Below are 22,301 nucleotides of genomic sequence, written 5' to 3' on the forward strand. Positions count from 1 at the left end.
TAAAGTATTTATAATATAAATAGTATTTGAAACTATACGCACTACCACAACGACACAACGACTACACACAATCAGGAGTTTTTAAAAAATGGTAATTAACAATAAGTTATCGTTCAACAAGAAAACCGCGCTCAGTATTGCTATCACTGGTATATTGGCAAGCGGAAGCGTTGCAGCTCAAGGCGCTGAAGGCAATACGCCTACAGTAGTAAATGAAGATGTTGAAGTTATCGCAGTAACGGGTATCCGCAGCAGCTTACGTTCATCAATGTTAGATAAAAAAGCATCTAATGTTGTTACAGACGGGATTAAAGCAGAAGATCTTGGTAAATTTCCTGATTTAAATGTAGCAGAGTCTCTGCAACGTATTACAGGTGTAGCAATTGACCGTAGTGGTGGTGAAGGCCAAGCGGTAACTATTCGTGGTTTTGGTCCACAATTTAATACTGTACTTGTTAATGGTCGTCAAATTGCGACAGACAGTGCAGGTCGTGAATTTAATTTTGATGTATTAGCAGCAGATCAAATCACCGGTGCTGATATTTATAAAAGTAATACTGCAACGCTTCAAGAAGGCGGCATTGGTGGTACGGTTAACGTAACTACAGCACGCCCTTTTGATTTTGGTGGTTTACATATTTTAGGTTCAGTTAAAGGTATGTACGAAAGCCTTTCTGAAGAAGTATCTCCATCAACATCATTCTTAATAAGTAATACGTTTAACGATGACAAGCTAGGTGTGCTTTTTGCCATCACTAATCAGCAACGTAAACTTCAAAATAACCAAATTTTAACGGCAGGTTGGCGCGGTGGCCAAACAATATCTAACCCAACTGATGGTGTATTGTTTGAAAATGCCTACATTCCACGTAACTGGGACCAAGTAGTTGATGAGCAAGACCGTGAACGTACAAACGCAAGTTTAGTACTTCAATATGCACCATCTGACGATGTTACGATTACGGTTGATGGAATGATTTCAAAATTTGAAGTTGATTCGTCAGTGCGTGATTTAGCATCTTGGTTCGAACCAGACCGTGTAGGCAGCGCAACAATTGATGCTGAAACGGGTACGCTTTTAACTTTCTCTCAAGAAGTTGGCTTAGGCGCACCAAGTGGCGACCCTGCAAGCGACTTTGTATCACATACACGTAACTCACGTGACGTAACTAATAAAGCATTTGGTATTAATGTAGATTGGCAAGTAAACGAGTCACTAAAAGCAAAATTTGATGTATCTCGCTCAACAGCTGAAAACGACCGTGCAGGTAATGATCGTTTTAACGTAGTGGGTATTATTAACAGCTATACTTTTGACGGTACAGGCAGCATTCCTACCGTACAGCATGATGGCTTTGAAAATGGTTCATTGCCAGATCCAAGCCTAGCGCGTCTTCACTACAACGAAATTGGTAATCAATTTACTGATGAAGATGAAATCACTGAAGTAAAAGCCGATTTTGAATACGTGCCAGATAAAGGCCCAGTAGAGCGTATTAACTTTGGTGCTTATCGCCAAGAGCGTGAAAAATCTAGCTTCCAAATTTTTGGTAGCCAATGTCAATTTTGTGGTTACGGTACACAAGCACCGCTTGATGAAATTGATTTTGAAGCATACACAGCGAGTAATTACTTCCCTGGTTTGATCGATACATTTTATAGCTACGATGGCGATAAAATGCTTGATTACTTAGCCGATCAAGGTTTCCCAGTAGAGCCAACGCTACAAAATAACCGTTACACAATTAACGAAGACATCACTAGTTTATACATGGACTTTACGCTTGGTTTTGATTTAGCTGATATGCCAGTAACCGTTAATATGGGTGCTCGTTACTCAGAAACTGATATTGAAGTTGCTGCAATACAAAGCTTTATTAGCGATGTAGTTCCAACTTCAGATGCGACATTGTTTGCTAACGTATTTGGCCCTGCGACTAATATTGAACAAGGTACTAGCTACTCAAACTTACTACCGTCTTTCAACGTTAAGCTTGAGCTACAAGATAATATGATTTTACGTTTTGCCGCGTACGATAGTATTACTCGTCCAACTATGTCTCAGTTATCTCCAGCAACAAACTTTAACGAACCACGTCGTCAAAACTTAACGGCAAGTGGTGGCAATCCAGCACTTAAACCATTCCAATCAGAAAACTGGGATATCTCTTACGAGTGGTACTACAACGATGCTAACTTATTTAGCTTTGCAGTATTTAGTAAAGAAGTTGACGACTTTATTGTTACGTTAACGGGTGCAGAAACATACGAAATGTCTGACCGTTCAGGTCCTGATTTTGCGTGTACTACATGTACAGACCAAACAGATGACGAACTTATTGGTAGCTCAGAAGTTTACACTGTAAGCCGTCCTCAAAATGGTGAGTCTGCAACCGTAACAGGCTTCGAAGTGGGTGTTACTCACATGTTTGAAAATGGCTTTGGCTTTATTGCCAATGCGACTGTTGTGAATAGCGACATTAGTGTAGGTGATGATACAACTCAAACATTTGCACTTGAAGGTTTGGGCGATTCACAAAACTTAGTATTGTTTTATGAGCAAGACAACTGGCAAGCACGTGTTGCATTTAACAACCGTGAAGGCTTTTTACGCTTAGTTGATAACGGCTTCAATGGTGAACCAGTGAACGTAGAAACGTACGGCCAGTGGGATATTAGTGCAAGCTACGATATTAACGAAAACTTCACTATTTTTGCAGAAGGCATCAATATCACTGAAGAAGAGTTAGTACAAACAGGTCGTTTTGCTAACCAAATTTATTCAGTGGAAGATAATGGCTCACGTTACGCGTTTGGTATTCGCGGATCGTTTTAATTAATGTTTGAGGCGAACTTCTCGTCTCTTGTTTCATTGCAGTACATTAGTGCTAATACCAATTAGGTTAATTTAACAGTAATGTATATTAGTTAACCTAATTGGCTAAAATGAAGCCACATTAAATCCAAATGCCCTACCGGGCATTTGTTGTATAAAACGTTATCAAAGATACTCAAAGAGTAGTCCATTATGAATAAAACAATAAAAACAATCGCAGTAATTGGTGGCGGCACAGCAGGATGGTTGAGCGCTGCAATTATAGCTTCGTATCACCAAGGTAAAAATGGTGATGGCTTAAAAGTGATGTTGGTTGAATCGTCAGATATTCCAACAATTGGTGTAGGTGAAGGTACCTGGCCCACGATGAAAAACACACTTCAGCAAATAGGTTTGCGTGAAGTTGATGTATTTAAAGCCTGTAACGCTACCTTTAAGCAAGGTGGTAAATTTGTAAATTGGACGCACGGCAACAACGACTTTTACTACCATCCATTTACTGTACCGCTAGGCTACGGCCGCATAGATTTAGCCCCTTATTTAGATAATGTTGAAGACTTTGCACAGCAAACTAATTTTCAACATGATATTTGCGAAGCAAGCTTAGCCCCAAGAGGTATAGCGCAGGGTGAATATCAAGGTAATTGTAATTATGCTTATCACTTAGATGCCGGCGCTTTTGCAGAAATGCTTAAACAACATTGTAAAAGTAAGCTTGGTGTAGAGCATATTATTGGTACTGTTGATCAGGTAAAACTTGATGACGATGGTGCAATAAATGAGCTTACTCTAAAAGATCAAACCCGCATTATAAGCGCCGATTTATTTATAGACTGTACTGGTTTTTCATCATTGTTATTAGGCCAAGCGCTCAACGTACCGTTTAAAAAAATGGACCACGTGCTATTTAACGACAGCGCACTGGCGATGCAAGTCCCTTACGATGAAAACGATGACTCCTTAGCCAGCCATACCATAGCAACAGCGCAAAACGCTGGATGGATTTGGGATATAGGTTTAACGCATCGCCGTGGTGTAGGGCATGTATATTCAAGCAAATTTTTATCAGACGATGAAGCAGAGCAAAACTTACGAAACTATTTAGGCGATGCAGCAAACGGTTTAACTGCCCGTAAAATTAGCTTTGAGTCGGGCTACCGTGAGAAGTTTTGGCATAAAAACTGTGTTGCAGTGGGTATGTCAGCAGGGTTTGTAGAGCCGCTTGAAGCAACCGCTATTATGCTTGTTGAAATTTCAGCACGCTTTGTAGCAGAGCACATGCCAGCAGATACACAAGTAATGCCTATAGTAGCTAAACGCTTTAACGAGCAGATGGATTACCGCTGGCAGCGTATTATCGACTTTTTAAAGCTGCATTACATGCTAACCAAGCGCCCAGAACCTTACTGGCAAGCACATGTACAGCCCAATACTATTCCACAAACCCTGCAAGAAGATTTACTGCTTTGGGGAAGCCGTGGCCCGCTTATTCAAGATTTTCATGGCGCATTAGAGTTATTCCCAGCCGCCAGCTACCAGTACGTTTTATATGGTATGGGCTTCAAACCAGACTTTACTAAACAGGCTTATTTGTATTCACAAGACGCGCAAGCCAAACAAATAATTGAACGTAACAGCCAGCTTACACAGCAGATGTTGCAAACTTTGCCGCCACACCGCGCTTATATTGAGCAGTGGTTAGCGGCTAACCCAGTTTAAGGATGTGTAACTATGGCTATTAGTGAACTAGTAAACACCAAACACCAAACATTAAAAATTAACCCTAATGCAGGTGTTGAATATGCAAAAACGCAGCATTTAGTTAATTTAAGAGCTAACGAAGTGGCAAAAGCAGCCTGCGACTTACCTATTTTTTTAGCACGTAATACACAAAATGGTAGTTATACCGTATCAGCGTTAACCAGCTTTAGTGCAGGTCAAAGTTTATTGGTTAATAACAACCAATGGCAGGCACTTTACACACCGGTATGTATACAAACTCACCCTCTTTATTTAATGACCCGTGAAGCAAATAGCAGCGACTACTTTATTGCGATTGATGATCAAAGCTCAGCCGTAAATACGCAGCAAGGCGAGGCACTATTTGATGCTAAAGGTAAGCCAAGCTTATTTTTAAATTCACAGCAAAAGCTACTTGAGAGCGATTTAAAAAATGATTATCAAACGTATCAATTTACCCAAGAAGTAGCGCGCTTAGGGCTTATTAAAAACATAGATATTGTATTGCAGTTTGAACAAGGCGAAACCCAAACTATTCAAGGTTTGAGCACCGTTGATGAAGACAAACTGCAAACTTTAGATAGCGATACCGTTGCAAACTTACACAAGCAAGGTTACCTAAGTGTGCTTAACAGTATGCTTATTTCACTGTTTCAGTTAAATGCATTGGTAAAGCTGCACAACCAACGTCCCGAACTTATGCCTTTAAAGCAAATTAAGTTAGAACTAAGTCGAGATGCGCACGCGCTGTAGCGTGCACTTTTTTATTACACAGACATTGCGCGTAACGCGTAGGAGACACACACATGTCAGATAACATTTTACAGCTGGTGGTTTTTGTTTTTGTCACCGCTTTAATTGGTGGCCTTACTTATTGGAAATGCCGAGGTCAAAATCGTAATAACGGACAAAGCCAAACCAAAGAGTATTTTTTAGCGGGCGGTGGCCTTACTTGGATGTTTGTTGCAGGTTCAATAACACTTACTAACTTAAGTACCGACCAACTAGTGGGTATGAATGGTAACCAAATGGCTTTGCTTGTTTGGTGGGAGCTTGCGGCGATTATTGGCTTAATTATTTTAGCCAAAGTGTTTATTCCTGTTTATTATAAATACAACTGTACAACGACCACAGAGCTTTTAGAAAAGCGCTATAACAACAAACATATTCGCGCTGTTATTGGGGGATTATTCTTTTTAGGTAATGCACTTATTTACATGCCAGCGGTAATTTACTCAGGTGCGCTGTTTATGCAAACCATGTTTAAGGTTGATATTCCGCTAATGTATATTGCCACCGCATTTGCCATTATTGGTGCTGTTTATGCGTTTTTTGGTGGCCTGAGAGCAGTTGCTGTATCGGATACCTACAATGGCATCCTTGTACTAGGCATGGCTGTTTTAGTCGTGTTTTTAGCACTTAATGCGATTGATTATGACTTTACGGGTATTCCTGAGGAGCGCTTAACACTCATAGGCGATGCTGATTCACCTATTCCGTGGCCAACACTTTTAACCGGTATGATCTTTATTCAAATGTATTACTGGGGTACTAACCAAACAATTACACAACGAGCAATGGCAGCACCTAATGTTAAAGAAGCGCAAAAAGGTATATTCGCCGCAGCGGGTATTCGCTTTTTAATCGTCCCTGCAATTGTGGTATTACCGGGTATCATTTCGTTTAAACTTTACGGCGATATTGGCGACGCTGCTTATGGTCGAATTGTAGGTGATGTAATGCCAGCATGGTTAACCGGTGTGTTTGCAGCGGCAATGGCAGCCGCTGTACTCTCTACTTACAACAGCTTATTAAATTCAGCTACAGCACTATACGTGTGTGACATTCACGAAGCTTACTTTAATAAAGAGCCAAGTGTTGTAAAGCTAAGCGGTTACGTAACATTGCTACTAACAAGCTTAACACTGGTACTTGTACCAATTTACCAGCAAGCAGATAGCATTATTAACTTACTACAGCAATTAAATGGCTTATTAAGTATGCCTATATTCTCTATTTTTGTAGTGGGCTTATTATTTAAAAATGTTGATGCACGTGCGGGTATTGCAGCGGTAATTTTAGGTGTGGTTATGTATGGCATGCTTACATTTGCAAACTCACCACTACATACTGACATTCATTACATTCACTTAATGCCAATTACATTAATCGTATGTGTAGCCTTTGCATTGATAGTAAATAAAGTGGTATTTGGTTTGAATGCGCAGTGGGCAGGTAAAACACCAGCACTTGACGACGCAGGCCAAGCACAAGTACAAAAATAACGTATAAATAGTTTAAGCTGACAAAATCGGTCATGGGGCAACTCTGGCCGATTTTTTATATATATTAAAAGCAATAACAGAATTTTAAAGTAAAGGTTAGTTTAATAACTTTTATTACAGTGGTACTTCCAGTGAGTTTATCTGACTATTTGCGATGTAAAGACTATCAAAACCTAATTTGTATGATATATACTATTATTATTGAATGTCACTGTCTGATCGATTGTGGCTCAAGCAATGAGATACATTTAGTACATAGTGTAGCTTACTAATTTTCGTTATATTTATAACTCACACAATGAACAAGAGGATAGGAAAATCATGGCCGACACTAAATCATTTTATCGATTAGACAGTGTAAACAGCACCGTTATTTTCGACTGCCAGAGCAAAACACCGGCGTTACTGTACTTTGGTAAACGCCTATCTGAGCAAACAACAGAAACAATGCTAACTCAGCTTGCTACGCGTCAAGAAGTAAAATGTGCCGTGGTTGAAGAAGCGCCTATTTCTCTATCTCCACTACTCGGTGAGGGCTTTACTGGTGCGCCAGGGCTTGAGCTAGTAAACGACTCAATCGCATGGTCAGTAGGGCCAGAGCTTCAAGAAGTGCGTCAGCCTTCAGCCGCAACACTTGAATTTGTAAGCGTAGATAAGCTTCGTGGTATTGAAGTAGTGCACAGCATTACACTTGATAAAAACACTGATGTACTAAGCGCACATACTGTATTAACTAATTTAGGCGACTTACCGCTAAGCGTGAACTTTTGCGCAGCACCAACATTTCAGCTACCAGATAGCGTAAGCAAAATAGTGAGCTTTGAAGGTCGTTGGTCAAATGAATTTCAACGTCAATCGGTTGATTTAGTTTTAGGCAGTTTTGTTCGCGAAAACCGTAAAGGCAAAACATCACACGATGTATTTCCTGGTTTATTAGTGCATAACGAAAATGCAGGCGAGCAACACGGCGAATGTTACGGCTTTCATTTAGGGTGGAGTGGTAACAATAAACTACGCGCAGAGCTTTTAGCTGAAGGTCGTCGTTATGTACAAATGGGTGAGCTATTACTTCCTGGTGAGCTTATGCTTGCTAAAGGTCAAACATATCAAAGCCCGAGCATTTATGGCTCGTTTTCGAGTGAAGGTTTTAGTGCGCTTTCTCGTAATTTTCATCGTTTTGTTAAAGCTAATTTACTTAGCCAAGCACAGCGTGAAAAAACACGTCCTGTGCATTACAACACATGGGAAGGCATATACTTTGATCACGACGTAGACACGCTTAAGCAGCTAGCCGACAAAGTAACGCCGTTAGGTATTGAGCGTTTTGTACTTGATGATGGTTGGTTTAAAGGCCGCCGTGGCGATAACGCTGGTTTAGGTGATTGGACAGTAGATTACAAAATTTACCCCGATGGTTTATCACCCGTTATAGATCATGTGAATAGCTTAGGTATGGAGTTTGGTATTTGGTTTGAACCAGAAATGGTCAACCCAGATAGTGATTTATACCGCGCGCATCCTGATTGGGTTTTAGGCTCAGAAAATAACGAGCAGTTAAGCTTTAGAAATCAGCTAGTACTTGATTTAACGCGCTCTGAGGTTGTTGAGTACCTATACAAAGCCATCGACGATATTTTAGTTGAATACCCAACTATTAAGTACATTAAATGGGATATGAACCGCGATATTAACCATGCGGGTAATTTTGATGGTAAGCCAGCAGTGCACCAGCAAACATTAGCACTTTATCGTTTAATTGACCGTATTAAAGCGGCGCACCCAGGGCTTGAAATAGAAAGCTGTTCGTCAGGTGGTGCACGTGTAGATTACGGCGTACTTGCACACACAGATCGTGTATGGACGTCAGATTCAAACGATGCGCTAGATCGCCTTGAAATACAGCGTGGATGTTCTTTCTTTTTCCCATCGTCGGTTATGGGTGCACACGTAGGCCCACGCGATTGTCATATCACAGGGCGTAATGTAAGTATTGAAATGCGTGCTGCGGTATCAATGTTTGGCCACATGGGAATCGAAATGGACCCACGTGAACTGACCGATCACGAATACAATGCACTTAAAGCGGCAATAGCACTTCATAAAGAGCATCGTGAGTTTATTCATGCTGCCGATTTATACCGCCTAGATAGCGACGATTTATCAATTAACTTTGGTTTAATTGATGCGCAAAAAACAAAAGCGTTATTTGCCTATAACAGCGTTCGCGAAACACCGCGTACAGCGCCTAATAAGCTTCGTTTTGTTGGCCTAGATGCCGATGCGCAGTACACGCTTAATTTAGTGTGGCCGGTAAAATTTGAAGAGTATCGCCCATCTTCTATTGCTGCGGTAAATGGTCAAACATTTACAGGTGAAGCGCTAATGCAGTTTGGTTTACAAATGCCAATTTCATTCCCGCAAACATCGCTTATATTTGAGCTTAATAAAGCTTAATAAAGCTTAAATTTAACTAAGAGCAGTAAAGGGCGAAAATCGCTTTTATGCTGCTCTATTGAGATATCAGAAGTCAGCTCTATATTGTTTAGAGCTGACTTTTTTATATCCTTAGTAAGCTAATTTAGTAAATTAACTTAGTAAACTCAAAAATATCGAAAATAGAGTGGTTACGCTTGCGCGTAATTTTGCTTATTACCCAACCAACGTTGAATTAGCGGGTCAACAACCTCTGGGTGTTGCTTAAGCATTTGCTGTGCAATCGGTCTAACTTGGTTGAGGATGTGCTTATCGCGGGTAAGATCGGCAATTTTAAACTCGGCTAACCCTGTTTGTTTTGTACCGAGTACTTCACCAGGGCCACGAATTTCTAAATCGCGCTCTGCTATCACAAAGCCATCGTTACTATCGCGTAGTACACCTAATCGCTTTTGAGCGGTATGAGACAGTGGTGCGTGGTATAAAAGCACGCAATGCGATGCAGTAGCGCCACGGCCAACTCGCCCACGTAACTGATGCAGCTGTGCTAAGCCTAAGCGCTCAGGGTTTTCTATAATGATTAAGCTCGCATTAGGGACATCTACACCAACTTCAATAACCGTCGTGGCAACTAAAACATGTATATTACCTGCCTTAAACTCGCTCATAATGGCTTGTTTTTCAGCTGATTTCATTCGCCCATGTACTAAGCCTACGTTTAGCTCTGGTAATGCTTCTTTTAACTGCAGTGCGCTGTCCTCCGCTGCTTGGCATTGCAGTACTTCAGATTCATCAATAAGTGTACACACCCAATAAACTTGGCGGCCTTGCTCGTTACACGCTAATTTAACGCGGGCAATAATATCGTCTCTGCGAGTATCAGGAAGTGCCACTGTTGTGATTGGCGTACGCCCAGGTGGCAGCTCGTCAATCACAGAGGTTTCTAAGTCGGCATAGGCGGTCATGGCGAGTGTACGTGGAATGGGTGTTGCGGTCATGACTAGTTGATGAGGGTAACAATCACCAAACTTACCTTTTTCACGCAGTGATAAACGCTGGTGGACACCAAAGCGGTGTTGCTCGTCAATAACGATAAGCACTAAGTTATTAAACTTAACTTCATCTTGAAATAAAGCGTGAGTACCTACAATCATTTGCGCTTCACCAGAGGCTATTTTTTCAAGTGTTGCTACGCGCTCTTTGCCTTTTGTTTTACCGCCAAGCCAAGCAACTGTTATACCTAGTTGATTAAACCACGTTGTAAAATTAACACCATGTTGCTCTGATAAAATTTCAGTAGGAGCCATTAAAGCGACTTGAAAGCCCTGCGCAATGGCTGTTAGTGCACTAAGTGCTGCTACTAGGGTTTTACCTGAGCCTACATCGCCTTGTACTAAACGCATCATGGGATACGCGTGTTGCATGTCACCTTTAATCTCAGCAACTACGCGGCTTTGCGCATTTGTGGGTGCAAAAGGAAGTTGCTCTAAAAATTGGCTTTCTAATGTGTTTACCGGATTTAATGCCACGGCTTTAACTTGTTGCCCTTGCTCTCGCACTTTTAATAAGCTGAGGTTTTGAGCAAGTAACTCCTCAAATACAAGGCGCTGTTGAGCAGGGTGAGTACCTTGCTCTAATGCAGCTACATCAACATTATTTGGTGGGCGGTGCAGTAATAATAGGGCGTCACTTAGCGGCATATTTGATGGCTGCCACTGTGAAGACAGTAGTTCTTCTACTGAGTATTTATTTAGTAAATCAATAGCCTGTTCGCTTAAAGCTCTAATCGATAGTTGCTTTAAGCCTTCGGTTGTTGAATAAACGGGCGTTAATGTTGTCGCTACCGGCTGCTCGTTAGAGGTATCGCTGATGCTGTATTCAGGATGACTCATTTCAAAGCCAACACGGCCACGGCGCACTTCACCAAAACAACGTATTATTTTACCAGCGCTAAATGCGTTTTTTTGTGCAGCGGTAAAATTAAAAAATCGTAGTGTTAGCCTGCCAGTACCATCATTGATTTGGCAAACAAGCATGCGCCTTTTTCCAAACGTGATTTGGCTTGTTTCAATTGTTGCTTCAACACTCACGTGGCTATGTAGTGACAACTCATTAATCGCGTATAAGCGAGTGCGATCTTCATAGCGAAGTGGCAAATGAAAAAGCATATCTTGCACAGTTAAAATACCTAGCTTTAACAAACGCTCAGCCATTTTTGGGCCGACCCCTTTGAGCTCTGTAATTGGGTATTGATTTAAGCTAGGTTTAGACAAATTATATCAATCTTATTATTTGTGAATAAGTTAAGTGTACTTACAGAGCTTTAGTCCATCAAGTATGTTTTAAAGCTTGCCAAAATTGCTCGTCAGCGACTATTTCGCCGTTTTCATCAAGTGCAGGATAAGGTAATTTTTTTTGTTTACACTGCCTTGCGATAATAGGGTGGCAGCCTTCAAAGTAAAGTGGATGTTTAACTTCGGCGCTCAACATATCTCTATTATATAAACCAGCCAGCTCGCGTTGGCGCTGTGCTTCAAACAATATTAGCGCAGCAGCAACTGAAACATTTAGTGATTGCACCATGCCTTGCATTGGAATAATAATATTTTGATCGGCATATTCTAGGGCTTTTTCTGATATCCCTGTTTTTTCTTGTCCAACAATAATAGCCGTTGGCTTGGTGTAATCTACTTCTCTAAAATCAACGGCATCTTCTGATAAGTGAGTTGCTAATATTTGTATTTCTGGATTGCGTTCACGCATTGCAGTAACAGCATCATCAATATTTCTATGTAAGTGCGTCTCTAGCCAGTTTTTACTGCCGCCTGAGGTGTTATTAGTTAGCCATTTTTGCTTTTCAGGCCATACAGCATGTACGTGATGACAACCAACCGCATCAGCACTTCGTACTATTGCAGATAAGTTATGGTGTTTGTGCACGTCTTCTAAGCACACGGTTAAGTCTGTTTGACGGCGCGAAAGTACGTCTTCGATTCTTTGGTAGCGAGTTTGCTGCATGGTTATCCTCTTTTTTCGGCAATTATACGAGATTTTTGCAGTTAAGGCATTACCGTACGGCTAATTGGATTTTGTAGAGAAATAAGAGTTTCTGTTGACTGAATAGCTTCTATTGCCTGTATTTTATTAATCAGCACATCTTGTAAGTGATCAATGGACTTTGTCATTACCTTTATAAATATACTGTAGTTACCTGTTGTGTAATAAGCCTCTACCACTTCCTCCAATGCTTCTAGCTTTATAAGTGTTTGTGGGTAATCACGTGCGTTATTTAAATTAATACCTATAAAGCAACACACATCGTAGCCTAGCTGTTTAGTATTAATCGTTAATTGGGTGCCTGTAATGATCCCTGCTTGCTTCATTTTTTCAATTCTTACGTGAATTGTCCCAGCGCTTACATTAAATCTTTTTGCTAATTCGGCGTACGCAGTACGGGCATTTTCCATTAATGCATGAAGTATCTGTTTATCGAGATTATCGATTAAATAATTTTCCATTATATTTTTCTCATAAAATTATCGAATATATGATTTTTATACCACTTAATTGATGGTTTTAATATGTTAAAGCTATTTTTATTATGGGATATTGAATTAATTCATCAAATCGTTACATTAACCTCATTAAAGGCGCTCATTAGGGCGCTTTTTATCAATTAAGCAAGTAACAATAACTGGGAATGAGGCCAATTATTATGAGTTCACACTATGTGCAGCAACAGCAGCAAATAAGTAAAGTTAAGCAATTTTTTTCACAGCAACTAGAAACCCAACTTGGGCTGGTTGAGGTTCAAGCCCCTATTTTGGCTAAAGTAGGTGACGGCACGCAAGATAACTTAAGCGGCCATGAAAACGCAGTTGCTGTAAATGTAAAAGCGATTACAGATAGCCGCTACGAAGTGGTGCATTCATTGGCTAAGTGGAAACGTAAAACACTCGCAACTTATGGCTTTGGTGTTGGTGAGGGTATTTACACTCAAATGAAAGCTTTGCGCCCAGATGAAGATTCATTAAGTCCTATTCATTCTGTATATGTAGATCAATGGGATTGGGAAAAAGTAATTAACGAAACCACAGAGCGTTCGCTGGCAACACTAAAGCAAACTGTTCAATCTATTTATAAAGGGATAAAAGAGACGGAAGCTTTTGTAAGAGAGTCTTATGGTTTGACGCCTTTTTTACCGGACGACATTAAGTTTGTGCACAGTGAAGAGCTACGTAAAATGTACCCTGACTTTAGCGCTAAACAGCGCGAAAAAGCCATTGCACAAGAATATGGTGCTGTATTTTTAATTGGTATTGGTGGCGCGCTTGGTGATGGCAAAATCCATGATGTAAGAGCCCCAGATTACGATGATTGGTCTACGCCAACGTGCGATCAATATATGGGTTTAAATGGTGATATTTTAGTATGGAACCCAGTACTTGAAGACGCATTTGAAATTTCATCAATGGGTATACGTGTAAGTCCTGAGGTTTTAAAAGCGCAGTTAAGTACAACTGGAGATGAAGACCGCTTAGAGTTTGATTGGCATAAAGCGCTACTACAAAGTAAATTTCCGCAAACAATTGGCGGTGGAATAGGGCAGTCGCGCTTAGCTATGCTCTTGCTACAAAAACAGCATATTGGTCAAGTACAAGTGGGTGTATGGCCGCAGCAAACACATGCTGAGGTAAGCGGTTTACTTTAAACGTGAATTAATTTGAGTGCTCAATAGAGCACTCAGTTATTAGCTTGTTTTGAACTCTATTTCAATTTTGTTATTCAAAAGTTTAACGTTGCACGGAGGGTAGTTGCGGATTGTTTTGAGTACTTTATCAAAAATATGAATCTCTACACCTGAATGCAAAACAGAATTTACCGCTAAATTAGCATCGTTAAGTAAATCGTGTAAGTCGTGATCTAAGTTTGAAAGACGTTTTTCTAATTGCTCTGCCTGCTCACAATAATGCTTTTGAGTAGCACCAATTTTAGTAATTAATAGTTTTTTCTTTTCGGCATCCTTCACTAAATCAGTTTTTTCTAATGCTGCTTGCAACGTGTCTAGCTGTGCATCTGTTTTAGCTAAGTCTTTAAAGCAATTATCAGTATCTGCTGTTATTTCGGCGCCAGAAGCCGCTAGGTTAATAATCATTTTAGCGCCTGATTCATTCCCTATTTCGCCAGCAATGAGGGTTGTTGCATCAAGTATTTCGCCACCAAATATTTTACCCTTAGGTAAGTCGGATTGACCAACTTGCAGTAAGCGTTTAGCTTTCATTACACAGTGGCTTGTTTGGCGATCAATAAAAATATTATTTGCTTCTAGGTAGCAATACTGTGAATGAGAGACGTGAATATCACCTCGTGCAATAAGCTTACAAGACAGGGATTGTTCGTCGGCTTTTTGATGGCCAATAATGCCTTGTTTAACGGTGATGTTTCCGCCTGCGGTAAGCTCTCCTGATTCAACCGTGCCAAATATAGTAATATCGCCTTTGGCTGTTACTTTCATTCCAGGGTCTATATTGCGGGTAACAATAACACTGCCTTGAAAGTCAATGTGGCCGCTTTTTACGTTTACATCTGAAATGGTAAAAATATCGTCGACACGCATACCATTATTAATTTCAACCGGAACACCTGCAATAGTAGAGACTAGTTCAAGCGGATTCAGCTTTGATATTTCGGTGCCTTCGCCTGCCACTAATTGTTTATTTTCTCCGGGTTTTGCGGGCAGTATGTCACCTATTACGGTGAAGCCTTCTTTACCAGGGGTTGCAGGTTGTTGGCGAATAAGCACAGAGCCTGGCTCTACGCTTGCAAGCTTGCCAAAGTCGCGCATGTCCACGCTGCCATCTTCTTTGAGCTTGGGAGTTTTTAAACGGTCTTTTAAAGTCTCTACGGTTGTTATTAGTTTAGTAGCCAAACCATCACTTGGTAGTCTGCCTTTAGCTAATACTCCCTTAACGACAGAACCCGCTGTATGTTCAAACTGTTTTTGCAGTAGCAACTCTAAAAATGCTTGCTTATAGCCACGCACAATTCCTGCTTTAACGAGTTGTTTTTTTGCATCTTCTAAACTTAATAATTTTCCGCCTTGGGCAAGGGTTAGCTCGCCAATGGCCAACATTTTATCGTCGCTAATTGTTACATTTAAAGTGGCATTGTGTTTTGTTGCTACAACCAGAGTGTGTTGTGTGTTTTCGTTTTTAAAAAAATCATTAATAGCGTCATGATCTATTTTGCAGTCGCAAAAAGCTGACTTTTCGAGAGCCTCTAAAATAAATGCAGCGCTGGGAGGAATATGTTCTTTTACATCAAGTAAAACATTTCCATTGTTGGCAAGCTTAAACACGAGTTAATCCTTTTTTACTACTTAAGTTAAGTTTGTTTTTTAAAACACAACTACAGATTGCTAGAAATTTACATTTGAGTCAAGAAGTCACAGAGAACGAAGTGCTAAGAGGGAAAAAAAGGCTATAGAGAGGCTCTATAGCCTGTAATACTTAATTGGTAGAAGGAAGTTCCATTATTCCATCTATTTCAACTTGTGCACCTTTTGGAAGTGCACGAACACCTAATGCAGCTCTCGCTGGGTAAGGTTGCTTAAAGTATTGGCTCATCACTTCATTTACAGTAGCGAAGTTAGATAAATCAGTTAGATAAATATTTATTTTCACTAAATCTTGAATTTGCCCGCCAGCTTCTTCACATACCGCAGTGATATTTTTAAATACCTGATGCGTTTGCTCACTAAAGTCTTCTGAAATCATTTCCATCGTTTCTGGCACTAATGGAATTTGACCAGATAAATAAACAGCGGTGCCTACTTTAACTGCTTGGCTGTAAGTGCCAATGGCAGCAGGTGCTTTGTCGGTAGAGATAAATGCTTTATTCATGTGTTTCCTATTTTACTTTTTACGATAGACTTTTTGTACATCAGGCATAACGCGAATGCGGCGCATAATGTTAGCAACGTGGATACGGTTTTTAACGGTAACCCCTAAATCTATCACGTATAAATTACTTTCTTTTTCATCGGTGGTTATTTCTACAATATTGGCTTGGGTTGTAGTAACAACATTGGTTAATTTAGCCAGAGCCCCCTGATGATTAATAATTTCAACTCTCAGAGCTGCAATATATTCTTTCTCTGGGTTATCGTCCCATTTTACAACTAAGTATTTAGAGCGCTCATTTTCCCAGCCACGGATGTTTTTACATTCTTGGCGGTGAACGGTCAGGCCCTTACCTTGGCTTACATGAGCTGTAATAGCATCGCCAGGTACAGGTCGGCAACACTTGGAGTAATTAACTAGCATGCCCTCAGTACCAATAATGGTCGCTTTGGCTTGGCTGGTAATATCAGTTAAGTCGTCACTGTCATTTTGTAACAGGCGTTTGGCAATTAACATGCTCATTAGGTTACCAGAGCCAATTTCTACAAGTAATTCAAGAAGCGTTGTTAGTTCGTGCTCCTCAAGTACTCTCGCTATATTTTCATCAGCAATGCTATCTAGTTTGTTTTCACCTAATGCTGAATCAAGTAAGCGGCGCCCTAAAAGCATAGCTTCTTCATGATGCTGGCTTCTAAGGTAGTTACGAACGCCCAAACGCGCTTTACCAGTAACAATAAAGTTTAGCCATGTTGCATTAGGGTGAGCGCCTGAGCTTGTTATTATTTCTATAGTTTGCCCTGTATCTAAGGGCCTACTTAAAGGGTGCGGCTTGCGATTAACGCGAGCGCCTACGCAGGTGTTGCCTACATCTGTATGCACGGCATAAGCAAAATCGACTGCGGTAGCACCCATTGGTAGCTCAACAATACGCCCATCTGGTGTAAATACGTAAATTTCTTCTGGGAATAGCTCAGTTTTTACATTTTCAATAAATTCAAATGATGAACCCGCACTTTGCTGAAGCTCTAATAAGCTCTGCATCCACTGGCGAGCACGTTGCTGCGAAGTATTACCTGCGCCATCACCTGCTTTTTTATACATCCAATGCGCCGCTACACCTTTGTCGGCCATATGATCCATATCATGAGTACGAATTTGAATTTCAACAGGTATACCGTGAGGACCAACTAATGAAGTATGAAGCGATTGGTAACCATTTGTTTTTGGTACTGCAATATAATCTTTAAAGCGTGTTTCAATAGGTTTATAAAGACTATGAGCTACACCTAATACACGATAACACGTATCCATAGAGTCAACTGCAATTCTAAACGCGTAAATATCCATAACTTCGTTAAATAGCAGTTCTTTATTAAGCATTTTTTTATAAATACTATATAAATGTTTTTCACGGCCTGACACAGTTGCTTTAATGCCTGATTCTTCAAGACGTGCTTCTATTTCATGTTGGATATTAGTAATAACTTCTTTGCGATTACCGCGTGCTTTAGCAACTTCCGATTTAAGTGCGCGATGACGCATAGGATATAAAGCTTGAAAACCTAAGTCTTCAAGTTCATTTTTAATATCGTGAATACCTAAGCGGTTTGCAATTGGTGCGTAAATTTCTAGTGTTTCACGCGCTATTCTGCGGCGCTTATCTGGGCGCAATGCGCCTAAAGTACGCATATTGTGTGTTCTATCAGCAAGCTTGATTAAAATGACTCGAATATCCTGAGTCATTGCCATAATCATTTTGCGGTAGTTTTCAGCTTGGAATTCTTTTTTATCTTTAAAGCTAAGCTTATCGAGCTTACTCACACCTTCAACTAGCTCTGCAACAGTTTCGCCAAATATCTCGGCTAAATCTTGTTGACTAAAATCAGTATCTTCAATTACATCATGCATTAGCGCGGCCATGAGCGTTTCATGGTCAAGATGCATGCCTGCAAGAATTTGGGTTACTTCTACTGGGTGCGTTATGTAAGGTTCGCCACTCGAGCGAGTTTGTCCTTCATGGGCCTCTCGGGCTACCACGTAAGATTTTTGAACCAGCTCTACATCAGCAGCGGGCAAGTATTCTGAGATTTTCTTTTTAAGACCTTCAAAAAGATACATTCACACTCCAATGTTCTAGGGCCTGTTGACCTTTCAGGATTAAAATTTGTTCAATCTAGGGGCGATTTAATTGTGGCGCGAGGTTTTTAGCCTAGCGGGCTAAGTAAAAATCGAGCAACAAAGAGTAAAGTGCCCCTAGGCAGAACCCTTTAGGCAGCGCATGTTTTGCATTTATGCTGCGTTATCGCCTATTTATGGGGAATAACCACACTACATAGGCTCTGCCTTGCCTAAATACCAAACATACTACTGCAAATTTAACCTCGAAAGATAAACAGCCCTAGTGAAGTAAATTAGGTAAGCTACGAATATACGATGAAAAGAGAGGATTGCCAACGGCTATAGTAGAAATACTGCGCCGTTGGCTAAATCAGACCGGGAGGTCGATTATTGGTTGCCACCAACAATAGCGGCAACAGCAGCTAATTCAGCTGCTTCTTGGTGTTGTTGTTCTTCACGGTCAATTAAGTCCATTGAAGAGCTATCAACTAAACCTAATTCAATTTCACGTAAAGCAACTACCGTTGGCTTATCGTTTTCAGGGTCTACTAGTGGAGTTTTACCACCAACAGCAATTTGGCGGGCACGACGAGCCGCAACTAAAATTAAGTCAAAACGATTACCAACTGCATCTACTGCATCTTCAACTGTTACGCGGGCCATCACAGCACTCCAAAAATAATTTAAATCAAAGACGTAGTTTACTGCAAGCAGCCACTTTCGCCAATAGCCAGTGTTCAATTTTTATCAGTTTTACTTGTCTAAGCCTGATTTAAATAGACTTAAATTATTTAAGCAGGCTATTTAGTAAAACTTGATGGCGTTCTTCTTGCGCTTTTAGGGTTAAGCGCTGAGCCATTACAATCATTTCTATGTCGCCAAGCGCGCTCTCAAAGTCATCATTAACAATTACATAGTCGTATTCGTTATAATGTGATGTTTCAGATTGTGCTTTTGCCATACGAGAGGCAATAACCTCAGCCGAATCTTGCCCACGATTATTTAAGCGTTGCTCTAATTCTTCTTTTGAAGGCGGTAGAATAAAAATAGTTTGTACGCTTGGCATAATTTTGCGCACTTGCTGAGCGCCTTGCCAATCAATATCTAAAAACACATCAATACCCGCATCAAGTTGCGACTCAATAGCTTGCTTTGATGTGCCGTAGTAATTATCGAATACTTGAGCCCATTCAAAAAAGTCATCTTTGGCAATAAGCGCTTTAAATTCGTCTGTAGATACAAAGTGATAATGCACGCCATTTTCTTCACCTGGGCGAGGGGCGCGAGTTGTATGTGATACAGATACTTTCATATCAGCGTGTTTTTTTAATAACGCATTGATTAAGCTTGATTTACCAGCACCTGAAGGGGCTGATAAAATAAATAAGTTACCGCGAGTTTGTGCCATGCTTTTCTCTACCTAAAAATAAACAGGCTTGGATTACAAGTAAACCAAGCCTTTAATTAACTGCATTATACTTTAATTAGCTCACCTTGCTCAAGTTAGGCGTGCTCAAGTGAGCTATGCCCAAGTTGAAGCGGGAGTGTTAGACTTTAAATAAAATTGCAGTTTAAATTTATCAACAGAACTAGCCGCTAGATATAAGTATTTGATAAGGTGAAGTATCACCTAGTAAAGGAGCCTTTATGCTTAATAAAACCTTATTTACCGCACAACAAGTAAGAGACAATGAAGCTTTAGCGGCTAAAAACAGTCATTGTGATTTATTTACACTAATGCAGCGTGCAGGAGAGGCTGTATATAAGCAATGGCAGTTATTTGATGCGCAGCATACATTAGTCATTGTTGGCCATGGTAACAACGCTGGAGACGGTTACGTTGTAGCTAGGCTTATTATGCAATCAGGTAAAAAGGTAACAGTATGCGCTGCTGAACCCGAAAAAACATTAAAAGGTGATGCTGCAAAAGCGCAGCAGCTATGGATAGAAGCGGGTGGGGTGGTTTCTCATTTTACAAAAGATGCTCTTAATGAGTGCGATATCGTTATTGATGCACTCCTTGGTACTGGGCTTAATAGCGCCGTACGCGATAATTTTGCGAATATAATTAACGCTGTAAATAACAGTGGTAAGCCCGTAATAAGCATTGATATTCCATCAGGCATTGAAGCAAATACAGGACAGCCTTTAGGGTGCGCAGTACAAGCTACTTCAACCGTTACTTTTGTAGGTATAAAGCAAGGGCTCACAACGACGGCAGGTAAACAATATAGCGGTAAGTTAGTTTTTGATGATTTAGCAATTGGCGATGCGTTTACTTGTATAGCGCAATCATCAGGTACCTTGATAAATATTAATAGCTTTAAAGGAATTGCCACGCGGGCAATCAATAGTCACAAAGGAAGCCACGGTAAACTTTTATGTATAGGTGGCAATCAAGGTACTGCAGGTGCAATTAGGTTAAGTAGTGAAGCAGCTCTTAGAACGGGTGCTGGCATGGTAAGAGTGTATACACACGAAAGCTCAATAACGCCTATTAGTATTGGCAGACCAGAACTTATGGTAAGTAGTAATAACCTACATCAAGCGCTAGAGTGGGCAAGCTGCGTTGTTATTGGCCCAGGGCTTGGGCAAAACGAGTGGGCACAACAAACATTCGATGAAGTAATGCAATATTGCCAAAACAATAAAATGCCATTGGTTATAGATGCAGACGCCCTTAATTTACTCGCTAAGCAAGACTCATCGTATGTGTTAGAGCAATGCGTATTGACGCCACATCCAGGCGAAGCTTCGCGTCTGCTAAGTGTTAGTACTAGCGACATAGAATCAGACCGTTTTAATTATGCCCGCCTTTGCGCCAAGCGCTATAACGCGACTTGTGTATTAAAAGGCGCTGGAACATTAATAGATAATGCCCAGCACACGTGGGTGTGTGAAGATGGCAACCCAGCACTTGCAGTTGGCGGGAGTGGCGACGTACTCACTGGTATTATTGGGGCATTACTTGCTCAAGGTTTAACTATTGATGAAGCAGCACGCTATGGTGTAACACTGCACGCTAAAGCCGGTGATATCGCAAGTGAGCGAGATGGGCAAAGGGGCATGCTACCCAGTGATCTATTCGCAATTGTAAGAGAGTTAGTTAATAAAGTGACGTGAGTTTGAGCGTCACTTTACATAACTAATTATTAAGCTGCAGTAAATCCCATTTTGTACCATATAGGTCTTCAAAAACCACTACGGAGCCATAGGGTTCTACTCTAGGCTCTTCGTTAAATGTAACGCCTTTAGAAAGCATTAAATTATAATCTCGCCAAAAGTCATTGGTATGTAAAAATAAAAACACACGACCACCCGTTTGATTACCAATAGCGCTCATTTGTTCGGGTGTTGTGGCTTTAGCAAGCAGTAGATTAGTCCTGCTCGAATTAGCCCTGTTTGAATTTGGAGGTGAAATTAACACCCAACGTTTACCATCTCCTAAGTTAGTATCCTCGACTAATTCAAAATTTAGCTTTTGAGTATAAAACTCAATGGCATCGTCGTAGTCCTTAACAACTAATGCAATGCTGCCGATATGCTGTTGAACGTTAGTCATATTTGGTTTACTCCGTACTATTAAATAAATGTGCTTTTTATCATATTTAGCAAACGATCAAGTAGGGTATATGCCCGCAGTATGTAATATGAATTAACTTACGAGTTCGTCTTCATCATCGGGTGGATCACCTGAGTCTTCTTTGCGTTTTTTTTGTTCTTATTTTGCTTTTTGTACATTTTCGTATGTAGGCGGTGGGATAGGAATAATAGAAATAAGCGGAAAGAATGCTAAAAATAAATAAGCCCCTTAGACATACTTTTACCCCACGTGACCATTTTGAGCATAGCCCAAACTACGAATGAAAATAACCCAGTCACAAGGGCAACAAAAAGCAAAGAAGATGAATATTGTGTTATTACTTAATAAATCCATTTAATATAAATCTTAGTTATACGTAACTTAGGTATGGGTATAAATTAAAC

16 protein-coding genes are annotated in these 22,301 nt (G+C 40.5%); 7 read left to right on the top strand and 9 right to left on the bottom strand.

Features of this window, described 5'->3' with window-relative positions; all coding sequences use genetic code 11:
* The first annotated feature begins 88 nt into the window (after window positions 1-88).
* From H5090_RS12930 to H5090_RS12950, 5 genes are all read left to right on the top strand, one after another.
* Complete coding sequence (locus tag H5090_RS12930) at window positions 89-2,836, top strand: TonB-dependent receptor (protein ID WP_182692448.1); 2,748 nt, start codon at window positions 89-91, stop codon at window positions 2,834-2,836.
* Window positions 2,837-3,028: 192 nt separating this feature from the next.
* Window positions 3,029-4,555: a tryptophan halogenase family protein gene (locus H5090_RS12935; protein ID WP_154903749.1), complete on the top strand. Its 1,527-nt coding sequence runs from the start codon at window positions 3,029-3,031 to the stop codon at window positions 4,553-4,555.
* 12 nt (window positions 4,556-4,567) lie between these two features.
* The gene (locus H5090_RS12940; RefSeq protein WP_024594649.1) at window positions 4,568-5,329 is read left to right on the top strand and encodes a SapC family protein; all 762 of its coding nucleotides are present in this window, start codon (window positions 4,568-4,570) and stop codon (window positions 5,327-5,329) included.
* Window positions 5,330-5,382: 53 nt separating this feature from the next.
* A complete protein-coding gene (locus H5090_RS12945; RefSeq protein ID WP_007580003.1) occupies window positions 5,383-6,861 on the top strand; it encodes an SLC5 family protein in 1,479 nt (492 codons plus the stop codon).
* Window positions 6,862-7,182: 321 nt separating this feature from the next.
* Entirely contained in the window at window positions 7,183-9,315 is a 2,133-nt protein-coding gene (locus H5090_RS12950; RefSeq protein WP_182695898.1) for an alpha-galactosidase, read from the top strand.
* Between the two features lie 170 nt (window positions 9,316-9,485).
* Here H5090_RS12950 and recG read toward each other — a convergent pair whose 3' ends face one another.
* Genes recG through asnC form a run of 3 tightly spaced genes read right to left on the bottom strand, consistent with a single transcriptional unit; the run spans window position 9,486 to window position 12,812 of the window.
* Window positions 9,486-11,567: an ATP-dependent DNA helicase RecG gene (recG, locus tag H5090_RS12955; RefSeq protein ID WP_182695899.1), complete on the bottom strand. Its 2,082-nt coding sequence runs from the start codon at window positions 11,565-11,567 to the stop codon at window positions 9,486-9,488.
* Between the two features lie 58 nt (window positions 11,568-11,625).
* Window positions 11,626-12,312 (bottom strand): tRNA (guanosine(18)-2'-O)-methyltransferase TrmH, encoded by a 687-nt coding sequence (gene trmH / locus H5090_RS12960; RefSeq protein ID WP_007580009.1) that lies wholly within the window; start codon window positions 12,310-12,312, stop codon window positions 11,626-11,628.
* A 41-nt stretch (window positions 12,313-12,353) separates the two neighbouring features.
* Entirely contained in the window at window positions 12,354-12,812 is a 459-nt protein-coding gene (gene asnC / locus H5090_RS12965; RefSeq protein ID WP_024595831.1) for a transcriptional regulator AsnC, read from the bottom strand.
* A 197-nt stretch (window positions 12,813-13,009) separates the two neighbouring features.
* Between asnC and asnA the strand changes: the two genes are divergently transcribed.
* A complete protein-coding gene (asnA, locus tag H5090_RS12970) occupies window positions 13,010-14,005 on the top strand; it encodes an aspartate--ammonia ligase (RefSeq protein WP_024595832.1) in 996 nt (331 codons plus the stop codon).
* 39 nt (window positions 14,006-14,044) lie between these two features.
* On the opposite strand, the gene H5090_RS12975 is transcribed toward asnA, so the two are convergent.
* From H5090_RS12975 to gmk, 5 genes are all read right to left on the bottom strand, one after another.
* Window positions 14,045-15,652, bottom strand: coding sequence for a DUF342 domain-containing protein (locus tag H5090_RS12975; RefSeq protein WP_182692454.1), 1,608 nt, complete (start codon window positions 15,650-15,652; stop codon window positions 14,045-14,047).
* Between the two features lie 151 nt (window positions 15,653-15,803).
* Entirely contained in the window at window positions 15,804-16,196 is a 393-nt protein-coding gene (locus H5090_RS12980; RefSeq protein ID WP_002958826.1) for a RidA family protein, read from the bottom strand.
* Between the two features lie 12 nt (window positions 16,197-16,208).
* Complete coding sequence (gene spoT, locus H5090_RS12985; protein WP_002958827.1) at window positions 16,209-18,314, bottom strand: bifunctional GTP diphosphokinase/guanosine-3',5'-bis pyrophosphate 3'-pyrophosphohydrolase; 2,106 nt, start codon at window positions 18,312-18,314, stop codon at window positions 16,209-16,211.
* 387 nt (window positions 18,315-18,701) lie between these two features.
* The gene (rpoZ, locus tag H5090_RS12990) at window positions 18,702-18,977 is read right to left on the bottom strand and encodes a DNA-directed RNA polymerase subunit omega (protein ID WP_002958829.1); all 276 of its coding nucleotides are present in this window, start codon (window positions 18,975-18,977) and stop codon (window positions 18,702-18,704) included.
* A 124-nt stretch (window positions 18,978-19,101) separates the two neighbouring features.
* Window positions 19,102-19,722: a guanylate kinase gene (gene gmk, locus H5090_RS12995; RefSeq protein ID WP_182695900.1), complete on the bottom strand. Its 621-nt coding sequence runs from the start codon at window positions 19,720-19,722 to the stop codon at window positions 19,102-19,104.
* Window positions 19,723-19,961: 239 nt separating this feature from the next.
* Here gmk and H5090_RS13000 point away from each other — a divergent pair, with 239 nt between their 5' ends.
* Window positions 19,962-21,437, top strand: coding sequence for an NAD(P)H-hydrate dehydratase (locus tag H5090_RS13000; protein WP_182695901.1), 1,476 nt, complete (start codon window positions 19,962-19,964; stop codon window positions 21,435-21,437).
* Between the two features lie 22 nt (window positions 21,438-21,459).
* Here the strand turns inward: H5090_RS13000 and H5090_RS13005 are convergent, their stop codons facing one another.
* Window positions 21,460-21,876: a VOC family protein gene (locus H5090_RS13005; protein ID WP_182695902.1), complete on the bottom strand. Its 417-nt coding sequence runs from the start codon at window positions 21,874-21,876 to the stop codon at window positions 21,460-21,462.
* Between the last annotated feature and the right edge of the window lie 425 nt (window positions 21,877-22,301).

The sequence above is a fragment of the Pseudoalteromonas sp. SR43-5 genome, from assembly GCF_014163835.1.
In the GTDB taxonomy this organism is placed as follows: domain Bacteria; phylum Pseudomonadota; class Gammaproteobacteria; order Enterobacterales; family Alteromonadaceae; genus Pseudoalteromonas; species Pseudoalteromonas distincta.

What these genes read in the sequence shown, in the direction of transcription:
- H5090_RS12930 (WP_182692448.1), top strand. Translation starts at nt 89, where the DNA reads ATGGTAATTAACAATAAGTTATCGTTCAACAAGAAAACCGCGCTCAGT.
- H5090_RS12935 (WP_154903749.1), top strand. Translation starts at nt 3,029, where the DNA reads ATGAATAAAACAATAAAAACAATCGCAGTAATTGGTGGCGGCACAGCA.
- H5090_RS12940 (WP_024594649.1), top strand. Translation starts at nt 4,568, where the DNA reads ATGGCTATTAGTGAACTAGTAAACACCAAACACCAAACATTAAAAATT.
- H5090_RS12945 (WP_007580003.1), top strand. Translation starts at nt 5,383, where the DNA reads ATGTCAGATAACATTTTACAGCTGGTGGTTTTTGTTTTTGTCACCGCT.
- H5090_RS12950 (WP_182695898.1), top strand. Translation starts at nt 7,183, where the DNA reads ATGGCCGACACTAAATCATTTTATCGATTAGACAGTGTAAACAGCACC.
- trmH (WP_007580009.1), bottom strand. Translation starts at nt 12,312, where the DNA reads ATGCAGCAAACTCGCTACCAAAGAATCGAAGACGTACTTTCGCGCCGT.
- asnC (WP_024595831.1), bottom strand. Translation starts at nt 12,812, where the DNA reads ATGGAAAATTATTTAATCGATAATCTCGATAAACAGATACTTCATGCA.
- asnA (WP_024595832.1), top strand. Translation starts at nt 13,010, where the DNA reads ATGAGTTCACACTATGTGCAGCAACAGCAGCAAATAAGTAAAGTTAAG.
- H5090_RS12980 (WP_002958826.1), bottom strand. Translation starts at nt 16,196, where the DNA reads ATGAATAAAGCATTTATCTCTACCGACAAAGCACCTGCTGCCATTGGC.
- spoT (WP_002958827.1), bottom strand. Translation starts at nt 18,314, where the DNA reads ATGTATCTTTTTGAAGGTCTTAAAAAGAAAATCTCAGAATACTTGCCC.
- rpoZ (WP_002958829.1), bottom strand. Translation starts at nt 18,977, where the DNA reads ATGGCCCGCGTAACAGTTGAAGATGCAGTAGATGCAGTTGGTAATCGT.
- gmk (WP_182695900.1), bottom strand. Translation starts at nt 19,722, where the DNA reads ATGGCACAAACTCGCGGTAACTTATTTATTTTATCAGCCCCTTCAGGT.
- H5090_RS13000 (WP_182695901.1), top strand. Translation starts at nt 19,962, where the DNA reads ATGCTTAATAAAACCTTATTTACCGCACAACAAGTAAGAGACAATGAA.
- H5090_RS13005 (WP_182695902.1), bottom strand. Translation starts at nt 21,876, where the DNA reads ATGACTAACGTTCAACAGCATATCGGCAGCATTGCATTAGTTGTTAAG.